This window comes from Agrococcus sp. BE272, assembly GCF_031457935.1.
Lineage (GTDB): Bacteria > Actinomycetota > Actinomycetes > Actinomycetales > Microbacteriaceae > Agrococcus > Agrococcus sediminis.
Map to the genome: position 1 here is coordinate 19854 of NZ_JAVDXL010000003.1, position 12395 is coordinate 32248.

Genomic DNA, 12395 nt, shown 5'->3' on the forward strand with positions numbered 1-12395 from the left:
CGGGTCAGGCGCGCGGCAGGTCGATCGCGCCGGTGAGGGCGGCGCCGGGGCCCGGCTCGACGGGCCGGCCGGCTGCGCGGCCGATGAGGATACGGGTCACCTCGTCGACGATCGCCGCCGGGGTCTGCTCGACCGAGATGACGATGCCGCGCTCCCAGTCGGCGAGCGGCTCGAGGGTCTCGAGCTGGCTCGTGAGCAGGGTCGTCGGCATGAACTCGTGGTCGCGGTGCGCGAGGCGGTCGGCGAGGAGGCCCTGCTCGCCCGACAGGTGCACGAAGACGAGCTCCTGGTCGCTCGAGCGCAGCAGCTCGCGGTACCAGCGCTTGAGCGCCGAGCACGCGACGATCGTCACCCGGCCGGCGGCGCGCCCGTCGGCGATCGTCTGGCCGATCGTCTTCAGCCACGGCACGCGGTCCTCGTCGGTGAGCGGCGTGCCCGCGGCCATCTTGGCCTTGTTGGCCGGCGGGTGCAGGTCGTCGCCGTCGACGAAGTCGATGTTCAGCCGCTCCGCGAGCGCCTTCCCGATCGTCGACTTCCCCGAGCCCTGCACGCCCATGATGATCATCGACGGGTAGCGCGTCTCGCTCATCGCCCTGCTCCTTCGTCAGTCTCAGCCGCGAACGTCAGCAGCACCTTCGAGGATACGGATGCGTCGCGCGCGAGCTCGAGCGCCACGGCGCCCTGCTCGATCGGCAGCTCGTGGCTGATGACCGCCTCCGCGTCGAGCGAGCCGTCGGCGAGCGCGGCGAGCACCTCGTCGATCTCGTCGTTGAACCGGAACGAGCCGACGAGCGTCAGCTCGCGGGTGATGGCGCTCGCCATCGGCACCGGCACCTCGCCGGCGCGCTGGAGGCCCAGCAGCACGACGGTGCCGCCGCGGCGCGCGCCGCTGATCGCGGCGGCGAGCCCCGGAACGGTGCCCGACGACTCGATGACCACGTCGGCGTGCACGGCCGCGATGCCCTCGGCATCCGCCGCGTCGAGGGCGCGGGCGCCGAGCCGCTCGGCCAGCGCGCGCGGATGCGGGTGGAGGTCGGTCGCGACGACCTCGGCCGCGCCGTGGTGGCGCGCGACGGCGACCGCGAGCGCCCCGATCGGGCCGGTGCCGATCACGAGCACCCGGCGGCCGGCGATGTCGCCCGCCTGGCCGACGCCGTGCCAGGCGACGGCGGCGGGCTCGGCGAGCGCCGCGAGGCGCAGCGGCAGCGCGGTCGGGATCGAGCGCAGCATGCGCGCGGGCAGCGCGACGCGCCGCGCGAACGCGCCGTGCGTGTGCGGCATGCGCGCCGCGGAGCCGAGGTAGGTGCCGGCGGGGCTGAGGTTCGGCCGATCGGCCGGGTAGGGCGCCGAGCCGTCGTCGACGGGCGTCGCGGGGTGCACGGCGACGGGCTGCCCCGCCGCGGGGCCCGTGCCGTCGGCGGCGGCGGCCAGCACCGTGCCGACGATCTCGTGGCCGAGCACCATCGGCTCGCGGAGGATCGAGGCGCCCGCGGCGCCGTGCAGCCAGTAGTGCAGGTCGGAGCCGCAGATGCCGCCGTAGGCGATCTCGACGACCGCCTCGTCCGGCGCCGGCTGCGGCTCGGGCAGGGCCTCGACGCGCACGTCGCCCTTCGCGTGGGCCACCAGGGCCAGGTTCTCGCTCAACTCGTGCTCCTCAGACGACCGCGGTCATGCCGCCGTCGACGTAGATGGTCTGGCCGTTGACGAAGGCGCTCGCGTCGCTCGCGAGGAAGACGAGGGTGCCGACGAGGTCCTCGACGCGGCCCCAGCGGCCAGCGGGCGTGCGCTGGGCGACCCAGGCCGAGAACTCCGGGTCGTCGACCAGCCGCTGCGTCAGCTCGGTGGCGAAGTAGCCGGGCGCGAGCGCGTTGACGCTGATGCCGTGCGGCGCGAGGTCGGCGCAGAGACCCTTCGTGAGCATCACGATCGCGCCCTTGGTCGCGCTGTAGGGCGCGATCGAGGGGCGTGCGAGCTGCGACTGCACGCTGCCGATCGAGACGATGCGGCCCGAGCCGCGCTCGACCATGCCGCGGGCGACTCGGCGCGAGAGCAGGAACGCGCTCGTGAGGTTGGTGGCGACGAGGTCGTGCCAGTCCTCGTCGGTGAACTCCGTGATCGGGGCTCGGCGCTGGATGCCGGCGTTGTTCACGAGGATGTCGGGCGTGCCGAGCCGCGCCTCGACCTCGGCGATCCCGGCGTCGACCGCCGACGCATCCGTCACGTCGAAGGTCGCGACGTGCGCCTCGCGGCCCGTCGCGGCCGCGATCTCGGCGGCGGCGCGCTCGGCCTTCGCCCGGTCGCGGCCGTGCACGACGACCGTCGCCCCGGCCTCGGCCAGGCCCTGCGCGAGGGCGCGGCCGATGCCCTGGCTGGAGCCGGTGACGAGCGCGGTGCGCCCCGTCAGGTCGAACAGGGCGGGGCCGGTGCTCGGCATCAGTAGAACTCCTTGGTGTCCATCACGTTCTCGAGCGGGGCGCCGTCGAGCAGGCGGGTCGCGTTCGCGGCGAACAGCTCGGCGATGCGACGCGGCTCCTGGGTCGAGAGCGCGGCAGTGTGCGGGCTGAGCAGCACGCCCGGGTGCGACCAGAGCCGGCTCTCCTCGGGCAGCGGCTCCACGGCGGTGACGTCGAGCGCGGCGAAGCCGATGCGGCCGTCGTCGAGGGCGTCGAGCAGTGCGGCCTCGTCGACGACGGAGCCGCGGCCGACGTTGACGAGGATCGTGTCGGGGCGCACGGCGGCGAGCACCTCGGCGCCGACGAGGCCCTCGGTGCGCGCGGTGCCCGGCAGCGTCACGACGATCGCGTCGACCTCGGCGGCAGCCTCCGCGAGGTCGTCGATGTGCACGAGGCGGTCGACGTGGGCGACCGGATCGCCGCGCCGCGTCGTGCCCCACACGGTCGCGCCGAGCCCGGCGAAGCGCTCGGCGACGACCTTGCCGATGCCGCCGAGGCCGACGACGAGCACCGTCATCTCGCCGACGTGCCGCATGATGCGGCGGCCGTCGCCCCACGTGCGGCTCGCCTGGTCGGCCTCGAGGCGGCGGAGCCCCTTGGCGCCGGCCAGCACGCCGAAGAGCGCCCACTCGGCGAGCGTCGTCGCGTGCATGCCCGCGCTCGTCGTGACGGCGACGCGCGCGAGCTCGTCCTGCGTGAGCTGCGCCTTCCGCACCTGGCCGCCGCCGCCGGCCGCGGTCGTGTGCACCCAGCGCAGGCGCGGGTTCGCGCGCACGGTGCGGGCGAGCGCGGCCGGATCGACGTCGGGCAGCCCGAAGAGCGCGTCGGCGCCGTCGAGCAGCGCCTCGAAGGCGGCCTGCTGCTCGGGTGTGCGCTCCCAGTCGGGGTCGCCCTCCCAGTCGCCGCTCCACCGCCACGGGCGGGTGAGCGCGGGGTCGCGCAGCAGCTCGACGCGCGGCTCGAGGGCCCGGACGCGGTCGGCGGATGCGTCGTCGAGGGTCACCGCGACGGCGACCTTCAGGGTGTGCTCGGGCATGGCTGTCCTCCGAAATCAGACTACCCGGGCGGCATGCCCTCGCCGGGCCCGTCAGCGCGCGCGGAGCCGCGGCCCGAGCTCGTCGGCGAAGAACGCGAAGAACGCGTCGGGGTCGGGTCCGCCGTCCATGAGGGCGAGGTGGTCGAAGCCCGCATCGGCGAACTCGCCGAACGCCTCGACGTGCCGCTCAACGTCGGGACCGCACGCGAACGCATCCGCCATGTCCTCGACGCGCACGTGCTGCGTGGCCTGGTCGAACGCGGTCGGGTCGGGCAGCTCGGCGAGCACCTTCCAGCCGAGCGGGCCGAAGCGGAAGCGCGCGTGCGCGGCCTCGGCGCCGGCGCGCTCATCGGGCGCGAACGCCGTCGGGACCTCGGCGTAGCGCGGGCCGGAGCCGCCCGCGCGCTGCCACGCCTCGATGAGCGACACGTCGGGGTCGGTCGCGAAGAGCCCGTCGCCGAGCTCGGCCGCGAGCGCCGCCGACTGCGGGCCGCCGGCCGCGACGACGATCTCGGGCAGCACGTCGGGGAGGTCGTAGACGCGCGCGTCCTGCAGCTGCAGGAAGTCGCCGCGGTAGGAGTGGGTGCCGCCCGACCAGAGCAGCCGGATGATCTCGAGCGCCTCGCGCAGGCGCCGGTGGCGGTCGCCCACCTCGGGCCAGCCCTGCCCGACGATGCGCTCGCTGAGCCGCTCGCCCGCGCCGATGCCGAGCGTGAATCGGCCGTCGGAGATGATCTGCAGCGTCGCCGCCGCCTGGGCGATGATCGCCGGGTGGTACCGGATCGACGGGCACGTGACGCCCGTCGCGAGCCGCAGCGTGTCGGTCTTGGCGGCGATCGCCGACAGGATCGCCCACGCGAACGGCGAGTGCTGGTGCTCGGGCAGCCAGGGGTGGAAGTGGTCGCTGATCTCGACGAAGTCGAAGCCGGCGCGCTCGGCCTCGACGGCGCGGCGGATCAGCTCCTTCGGGGCGACGTCCTCGGCGAAGAGCTTGTATCCGATCTGCATGCCCCGACGGTAGGAGCCGCGCCTGGGTGCGCGGTGGGCGCGGTGCGGCTCAGCGGGGCTCAGTGCGCGGCGGCCGTCGTGGCGGTGCGGATGCGGTAGACGCTCGTGGTCGCGGCGATCCACAGCCAGCCGTCGTCACCGAAGCAGAGGTTGGCGACCGTCTCGGGGACCGGCACGTGCGCGAGCCGCGTCCCGTCGGGCGCGATGACGTGCACGCCGTCGGCGCTCGACGACCAGATGCGGCCCTCGGCGTCGACCGCGATGCCGTCGGGCGTGCCGGCGTCCATCGCGAAGACGCGACGCCCGTCCACCGCACGGGCGTCGGCCCCGGAGCCCTCGAGCCGGTAGGCGCGGATCGTGCTCGCCTCCGGCGTCTCGTCCTCCCCCGCCGACTCCGTCACGTAGAGCGTCGCGAGGTCGGGGCTGAAGGCGATGCCGTTGGGCCGGGCCATGTCGGTGACCACCGCGCGGATCCCGTCGTCGGCGCTCCAGCGGAAGACGAAGCATCCGCCGTACTCCTGCTCGCCGGGGTGGCCCTCCTCGGTCTTCTCGATGCCGTAGGGCGGATCGGTGAACCAGACGGAGCCGTCGGGGTGCCCCGCGACGTCGTTGGGCGAGTTGAGGCGGTGCCCCTCGAAGCGGTCGACGAGCACGCGCACGTCGCCGTCGGCCTCCAGCTCGACGGCGCGGCGGCCGTGCGAGCACTGCACCACGCCGCCGAGGCCGAGCGCCCGCCCGTTGGTGAACTCCACCCCGGTGCGGTGCTCGCGCATCCGCCCGGCCTCGTCGACCTCGAGGATGCGATCGCCGTGGATGTCGCTCCAGCGCAGCACGCGCTCGCCGGGCAGCCACAGCGGCCCCTCGCTCCAGGAGGCGCCCGTGGCCATGCGCTCGAGGCGCGCCCCGGGGGCGAGCAGGTCGGTCGTCGCGTCGTCGCTCATGCGGCGATCGAAGCACGCGCGCCTCCGCGGCCGCTGGGCGGCGGAGGCGCGCGCAGGCGTCACCAGTTGTGCATCGACCCGTCGAGCAGGCGCGCGACCGGCAGGTACGCCGGCGAGTAGGCGTGGCCGGCGCCCGCCTCGTCGTCGTACTCGACGCCCAGGCCGACCGCCTCGCCGGGCTTCAGCATGCCGTCCTCGAACGCGAAGTCGGTGCGGAAGACCTCGTGGGTCGCGGCGGAGTGCTTCATGTACTCCTGGATGCCGAAGTTCGGGATGGCGATGCCGAGGTGGATGGCCGCGGCGAGGCCGACCGGCGAGACGTCGGTGGGTCCGTGCACGCCCGACTTGATCTGGTACACCGACGCGTAGTCGAAGATGCGGCGCAGCGCCGTGATGCCGCCGGCGTGCGTGATGGGGCTGCGCACGTAGTCGATCAGCTGCTCCTCGAAGAGGTCCTTGTAGTCGTAGATCGTGTTGAAGACCTCGCCGATCGCGAGCGGCGTCGTGGTGTGCTCGCGCACGCGGCGCAGGGCCGCCTGGTTCTCGGCGGGCGTGACGTCCTCGAGCCAGAAGAGGTCGTAGGGCTCGAGCAGCTTCCCGACCTTGGCGGCCTCGATCGGCGTCAGGCGGTGGTGCGCGTCGTGGAGCAGCGGCAGCTCGGGGCCGAACTCGTTGCGGACCGCCTCGAAGACGGTCGGGATGTGGCGGATGTAGGCGCGGGTGTCCCACGACTCCTCGACCGGGCGCTCGCCGGGCCGCGCGGGCTCGTGGTCGTAGCGGGTCGTGACGCCCATGCCGCCCTGCTGCGCGTTCGCGCTCGAGGCGACGCCGTAGACGCTCGGCAGGCCAGGCACGCCGGTCTGCACGCGGATCGCGCGGTACCCCTCCTCCTGGTGCTCGCGGATCGAGTCGAACAGCTCGGGCAGCTCGGCGCCCGACGCGTGGCCGTAGACGAGCAGTCCCTCGCGGCTGCGGCCGCCGAGCAGCTGGTAGAGCGGCATCTTCGCGACCTTGGCCTTGATGTCCCACAGCGCCGTGTCGACCGCCGCGATCGCCGCCATCGTGATCGGCCCGCGGCGCCAGTAGGCGCCCCGGTAGAGGTACTGCCAGGTGTCCTCGATGCGGTGCGCGTCGAGGCCGATGAGCAGCGGCACGACGTGGTCCTCGAGGTACGAGGCGACGGCGAGCTCGCGCCCGTTCACGGTCGCGTCGCCGAGGCCCGTGTAGCCGTCGTCGGTGGTGATGCGCAGCGTGACGAAGTTGCGGCCCGGGCTCGAGACGAGCACCTCGGCGGATTCGATCTTCATGGTCAGGGCTCCTTGGTTGCGGTGGTGTGCGCTGCGGCGCGGGCTGCAGCGAGGAATCGCTCGTCGTCGGCGAGTCGGGGGTCGACCGCTGCGACGAGGGCGCGGACGGGGTCGGATGCGGCGCGTGCGGCGGCGAGGTCGGCCTCGCCCCGGTCGGGCTCGCCGAGGCCCGCGGCCACCCGGCCCGCCCAGGCGCCGATCGCGCTCGCGGCGCCCTCGGGCGTGCGGCCGGCCGCCAGCTCGGCGAGCGCGACGGGCGCGACGCGCACGCGCAGCTTCTGCAGGCTGTCCTGCGCGATCTGCGCGAGCCGGTGCCGGATGCGGGCGTTCTCGAAGCGCTCGACGAGCGCCGAGCGGTAGGCGGGCACGTCGAGCTCGAAGGGCAGGTGCCGCTCGGCCTCGTCCCACAGCGCGTCGACGGCGCGGCGCAGCCCGGGGTCGGCGATCGCCTCGGCGACCGTCTCGTGGCCGCGCGCCGGGCCGGCGTTCGCGAGCAGGGTGTGCGCGCCGTTCAGCAGCCAGAGCTTGCGCTGCTCCCACGGCTCGAGGTCGTCGACGAACCGCGCGCCGGCGGCCTCCCAGGCGGGGCGGCCCGCGGGGAAGTCGCCCTGGATCACCCAGTCGCGGAACGGCTCGGTCACGACGGGCGAGCGGTCGTCCCAGCCGGTGAGCGCTCGCACCGCGTCGACGTCGTCGGCGGTGGTGCGCGGCGTGATGCGGTCGATGGAGGTGGAGGCGAAGGCGACGTGGGCGTCGATCCAGCCCGCGAGCCCGGCATCGAGCTGCTCGGCGATCCCGAGCACCGCGGCTCGGGCGAGCGGCCCGTTCTCGGGCAGGTTGTCGCACGGGACGACGGCGATCGGTCCGGCGGCGGCGCGGCGGCGCGCGTCGAGCGCGGTCACGAGGCGCGCGATCGCGCCGCGCGGCTCCCTGCCCGCCGCGATCGCGGCGACGTCGTCGGACCACGCCGCCGCATCCGTCGGGTAGCCCGCCTCGGTGATCGTGAGGGTGACGACGGCGGTCGCCGATGCGGCGACGATGCGGCGGAGCGCGGCGACGTCGGCGCCGTCGTGCGCCTCGCTGATCGCGCGGATCACCTCGACCTCGTCGTGGTCGGCGTGCTGCGTGAGGAGCGCGTAGAGGCCGTCCTGCGCCGCGAGCTCGTCGGCGGCCTTCGGGCTGCGGCCGGTGAACGCCGCGATGCCCCACTCGCGCGCGGCGTCGACCTGCTCGGTGTACCAGGCCTGGTGGGCCCGGTGGAAGGCGCCGAGCCCGATGTGCACGATGCGCACCGGGGCGGCGGCCGAGTCGACGCCGGAGCGGGCGAGCGCGGCGCGGTCGAGCGCGGTCACAGCTTGAACACCCGCTTCGGCAGGTCGACGGTCAGGTCGCGGGCGATGCGCTCCGCCTGCGGCACCGAGAGCCTGCCCTCGCGCACGTACCGGGCGAGGAAGCCCGCGTCGGCGCGCCGCGCCATGTCGTGGCGGGCCGGGATGGACAGGAAGGCGCGCGTGTCGTCGATGAAGCCCGAGCCGCGAGTGAACCCGGCCGTCTCGGTCGTCGCCTGCCGGAAGCGGGCGATCGCGTCGGGCGCGTCGATGAACCACCACGGCACGCCGATGTAGACGCTCGGGTAGAACCCGGCGAGCGGCGCGACCTCGCGCGAGTAGATCGTCTCGTCGATGCCGAACAGCACGAGGTGCAGGCCGGGCTCGAGGCCGTGCCGCTCGAGCAGCGGCCGCAGCGAGCGCGTGTACTCGACGGCGGTGGGGATGTCGTGGCCGGTGTCCGGGCCGAAGCGCTCGAAGGTGGCGGTCGAGTGGTTGCGGAGGACGCCCGGGTGGATCGTCATGACGAGCCCGTCCCGCGCGCTCATGCCGGCCATCCGGGTCAGCATCGTCGCCTGGAAGAGCCGCTGCCCGTCGGCGTCGAGGTCGCCCGCGACGGCGGCGCGGTAGAGGGCTGCCGCGGCGTCGTCGTCGAGGTCGGCGGTCAGCGCCGTCTCGACGCCGTGGTCGGCCGAGACCGCGCCGTGCTCGATGAAGTGGGCGCGCCGCGCCTCGAGCGCCTCGAGATAGCCGCCGAAGTCGTCGGCGCTGCGGCCGATGCCGGCGGTGAGCCGCTCGACGCGGTCGGCGAAGTCGGGCCCCGCGGGGTTGAGGTAGGCGTCCGGGCGGAAGGTGGGCAGCACGCGCCCGCGGAACGTCGGGTCAGCCGCGAGCGCCGCGTGCTCGGCGAGGTCGTCGAGCGGGTCGTCGGTCGTCGCGAGCACGTCGATGCCGAAGCGCTCGAAGAGCGCTCGCGGACGGTAGGCGTCGGTGCGCAGCCGCTCCTGGATGCGGTCGAAGATCGCGTCGGCGGTCTCGGCGCTCGGCTCGACGTCGATGCCGAACAGGGTGACGAGCTCGTGCGTGAGCCAGGTGCCGCTCGCGGTGCCGAGCAGCACGTGCCAGTGCGCGCACAGGATGCGCCACGCCTCTCGCGGGTCGACGGCGCCCGAGCGGCCGACGCCGAGGCGCGCGAGGTCGACGCCGGATGCGTGGAGCAGCCTCGTGACGTAGTGGTCGTGGGTGATGAAGAGGTCGGCCGGGTCGCGGAACGGCTGGTCGTCGAGCAGGAGCGACGGCGCGACGTGGCCGTGCGGCGAGATGATCGGGAGGTCGGCGATCCCCTGGTACAGGTCGCGTGCGATCGCGCGCGTCGCAGGGTCGGCGGGCAGCAGCCGGTCGGGGTCGAGCTCGAGCGTCATGGCGGGCCTCTCAGCGTGCGGGTGCGCCGGTCGAGCCGCGCACGATCAGGGTGGACGGCAGCGGCTCGTGCCGCTCGGGCTCCTCGTCGGCGACGATCGCCTGCAGCGCGCGCACCGCCTGCTCGCCGAGCTCGGTGAGCGGCGCCTTCACGGTCGTGAGCTGCGGCGTGGTGAAGTCGGCCCCGAAGATGTCGTCGAAGCCTGCGACGCTGAGCCGGCCCGGCACGGCGATGCCGGCGGCGGTCGCGGCGCGCAGCAGGCCGATCGCCATCACGTCGTTGTACGCGACCGCGGCGGTTGCCTCGGACTCGAGCACCGCACCGAGCTGCGCGGCGCCGCCGTCGAGGGTCGGCTCCCCCGGGCCGATCTCGACGGCCTCGATGCCGCGCTCCGCTGCCGCGTCGCGGATCGCCTCCCAGCGGCGCGCGCTCGTCCACGACTGCGCGGGCCCGTCGAGGTACGCGATGCGGCGGTGCCCGAGGTCAGCGAGGTGCGCGACGAGCTCGGCGATGCCGGCCTCGAAGGCGGGCACGAGCGACTCGACGCAGTCGACGCGGCGGTTGACGAGCACGACGGGGCTGGTCGAGGCGACCTCGCGGATGGCCTCGTCGTCGAGTCGCGACATCGCGAGCACGAAGCCGTCGACGGCGGGCAGCAGCCGGTCGAGCACGCTCGACTCCTCGGTGCCCGACTCCTGCGACTCGGCGATCACGAGCGTGTAGCCGCCCGCCGCGGCGCTGCGCTCGGCCCCGCGGATGATGTCGAAGACGACCGGGTTCGTGATGTCGGCGACGAGCAGCGCGAGGGTGCGGGTGCGCCCGGTCGGGAGCGCGCGCGCCGCGGGGTTCGCGCGGTACCCGAGCTCCTTCGCCGCCTGCATGATGCGCGCCTCGGTCTCCTCGCTCACGCGCCCTGGGCGGGTGAGCGCGCGGGACACCGTCGACGGGTTGACGCCCGCGCGCTGCGCGATGTCGTAGATGGTCGCCCTCCCGCGCCGCTTGCGCGGGAGGGGCTCTGCGGCTTCGAGGCTCATCGTTCTCTTCCGTCGTTCGAGGTCGGGTGCGGCGTCAGCCGACGATCAGGCCGAGCGCGGTGGGCAGCCACATCGACAGCTGCGGCACGAACACGACGATGAACAGGCCGATCACGAGGGCCAGCAGGAACCAGCCCAGCCGGGTGATGACCGGTTCGATGCCGAGCCTGGCCACGCGCGATCCTACGAACAGCACGTTGCCGACCGGCGGCGTGATGACGCCGACGCACAGGTTGTAGACGATCATCGTGCCGAAGTGGATCGGGTGGATGCCGAACTCGGTGACGATCGGCAGGAAGATCGGCGTGAAGATCAGGATGGCCGGGGTGGGATCCATGAACGTGCCGATCACGAGCAGGATCGCCATCATGATCACGAGGATGATCTGCGGGTTGTCGGTCAGGCCGATCAGCGCGTTCGAGATGAGCTCGGGGATGCGGGCGAACGACATCACCCAGGACAGCGCCGCCGAGACCGCGACCAGCAGCATCACGATCGCCGTGGTGCGCGATGCGTCGAGCAGCACGCTCGGCAGCTCCTTGACCTTCAGCTGCCGGTAGGCGAAGCCGAGGATCAGGCAGTAGACCACCGCGATGGCGCTCGACTCGGTCGCCGTGAACCAGCCGACCAGGATGCCGCCCACGACGATCACGATCATCAGCAGGCTGGGGATGGCGCGCCACAGCACCAGCGCCGCCTGTCCCAGCGTGGGACGCGCAGCGCTGCGCAGCTCGCGGTGGCGGAGCGAGTAGAGCACCACGACCACGCCGCACGCCGCGGCCCAGACGAGCCCCGGGCCGAGCCCGGCCATGAAGAGCGCTGCGATGGACGTCGAGGAGACGAGCGAGTAGACGATGAACGTGTTGCTCGGCGGGATGAGCATGCCGGCGGGCGCCGAGGCGACGTTGACCGCGGCCGCCCAGGCCGGGTCGTAGCCCTCCTTCTTCATGCGCGGGTGCATCACGGTGCCGACCGCCGCAGCGGCCGCGACCGCGGCGCCCGAGACCGCGCCGAACATCGCGTTGGCGGCGATGTTCGTGTGCGCGAGCGACGCCGGCATGCGGCCGACGAGCACCTGCGCCGCGTCGATGAGCCGTGCCGCGATGCCGCCGCGGTTCATCAGCACGCCCGCGAGCACGAAGAACGGGATCGCGAGCAGCGGGAAGGAGTTGATTCCCGTGAACATGCGGTTCGACGAGGCGAGGATCGCCTGGTCGAAGCCGAGCAGGCTGACGGTCGCGAGGATCGCGGTGAGGCCGATGCCGACCGCGATCGGCACGCTCGTGACGATGGCGATGACGATGCCGACGACGAGGATGACGCCTGCCAGTGTGACGGGATCCATCAGACGACCTCCGCGTCCTCGATCGTGGGCTGGGGGTAGGGGTCCTTCGTGCCGCGCAGGATGCCGATGGCGTTGAGCAGCGCGAACAGGATGATGAGCACCCCGACGATCGGCATCACCAGGTACATCTGACCGAGCGTCAGCGGGAGCGAGCCGAGTCCCTGTCCCCACGCGCCGGCGGCGGCGCGCGAGCCGCCCCAGACGAGGCCGATGCCGGCGAAGGCGATGATGACGAGCTCGACGTAGACGCCGGCGAGGCGCTGGCCGAGCTTCGGCAGCAGGCGGACGAGGAAGTCGACGGCGATGTGGCCCCGCTCGCTGAACACGAGCGCGGCGGCGAAGAAGCCGACCCACACGAACGTGAAGCGCGCGGCCTCCTCCGTCCAGGTGGCGGGGGCGCCGAGCATCCTCGACGCCACCTGCCACACCACGATCACCACGAGCAGCGCGAAGAGCGTGACGGCTGCCACCTGCAGCACGCGCTCGAGCGCCTTCTGGATCCTGTCCATCTCAGTACCGCCTG

At 73.7% G+C, this 12395-nt stretch carries 12 protein-coding genes; all 12 read right to left on the reverse strand.

What is annotated here, in order from left to right:
* Window positions 1–4: 4 nt before the first annotated feature.
* From J2X49_RS10960 to J2X49_RS11015, 12 genes are read right to left on the reverse strand one after another with little or no spacing between them, the layout of a single operon-like run.
* Window positions 5–589: a gluconokinase gene (locus tag J2X49_RS10960; protein ID WP_310126139.1), complete on the reverse strand. Its 585-nt coding sequence runs from the start codon at window positions 587–589 to the stop codon at window positions 5–7.
* Window positions 586–1644 (reverse strand): zinc-binding dehydrogenase, encoded by a 1059-nt coding sequence (locus tag J2X49_RS10965; protein WP_310126142.1) that lies wholly within the window; start codon window positions 1642–1644, stop codon window positions 586–588. The genes J2X49_RS10960 and J2X49_RS10965 overlap by 4 nt, the downstream gene beginning before the upstream one ends.
* Window positions 1645–1654: 10 nt before the next feature.
* On the reverse strand, window positions 1655–2434 hold the full coding sequence (locus J2X49_RS10970) for an SDR family oxidoreductase (RefSeq protein WP_310126146.1): 780 nt from the start codon (window positions 2432–2434) through the stop codon (window positions 1655–1657).
* Window positions 2434–3489 (reverse strand): D-2-hydroxyacid dehydrogenase, encoded by a 1056-nt coding sequence (locus tag J2X49_RS10975; protein WP_310126150.1) that lies wholly within the window; start codon window positions 3487–3489, stop codon window positions 2434–2436. The genes J2X49_RS10970 and J2X49_RS10975 overlap by 1 nt, the downstream gene beginning before the upstream one ends.
* 51 nt (window positions 3490–3540) lie before the next feature.
* Window positions 3541–4497: a TIGR03557 family F420-dependent LLM class oxidoreductase gene (locus tag J2X49_RS10980; RefSeq protein WP_310126152.1), complete on the reverse strand. Its 957-nt coding sequence runs from the start codon at window positions 4495–4497 to the stop codon at window positions 3541–3543.
* Between the two features lie 59 nt (window positions 4498–4556).
* Window positions 4557–5438, reverse strand: coding sequence for an SMP-30/gluconolactonase/LRE family protein (locus J2X49_RS10985; protein WP_310126156.1), 882 nt, complete (start codon window positions 5436–5438; stop codon window positions 4557–4559).
* A 59-nt stretch (window positions 5439–5497) separates the two neighbouring features.
* Window positions 5498–6745 (reverse strand): D-mannonate dehydratase ManD, encoded by a 1248-nt coding sequence (manD, locus tag J2X49_RS10990; RefSeq protein ID WP_310126158.1) that lies wholly within the window; start codon window positions 6743–6745, stop codon window positions 5498–5500.
* A 2-nt stretch (window positions 6746–6747) separates the two neighbouring features.
* The gene (locus tag J2X49_RS10995; RefSeq protein ID WP_310126160.1) at window positions 6748–8097 is read right to left on the reverse strand and encodes a mannitol dehydrogenase family protein; all 1350 of its coding nucleotides are present in this window, start codon (window positions 8095–8097) and stop codon (window positions 6748–6750) included.
* A complete protein-coding gene (uxaC, locus tag J2X49_RS11000; protein WP_310126163.1) occupies window positions 8094–9494 on the reverse strand; it encodes a glucuronate isomerase in 1401 nt (466 codons plus the stop codon). Before uxaC ends, J2X49_RS10995 begins: the two co-directional genes overlap by 4 nt.
* Window positions 9495–9504: 10 nt before the next feature.
* A complete protein-coding gene (locus tag J2X49_RS11005) occupies window positions 9505–10527 on the reverse strand; it encodes a LacI family DNA-binding transcriptional regulator (protein ID WP_310126166.1) in 1023 nt (340 codons plus the stop codon).
* Window positions 10528–10561: 34 nt separating this feature from the next.
* Window positions 10562–11872, reverse strand: a complete 1311-nt coding sequence (locus J2X49_RS11010; RefSeq protein ID WP_310126169.1) for a TRAP transporter large permease — start codon at window positions 11870–11872, stop codon at window positions 10562–10564.
* Window positions 11872–12381, reverse strand: a complete 510-nt coding sequence (locus tag J2X49_RS11015; protein ID WP_310126172.1) for a TRAP transporter small permease — start codon at window positions 12379–12381, stop codon at window positions 11872–11874. The genes J2X49_RS11010 and J2X49_RS11015 overlap by 1 nt, the downstream gene beginning before the upstream one ends.
* Window positions 12382–12395: the final 14 nt, after the last annotated feature.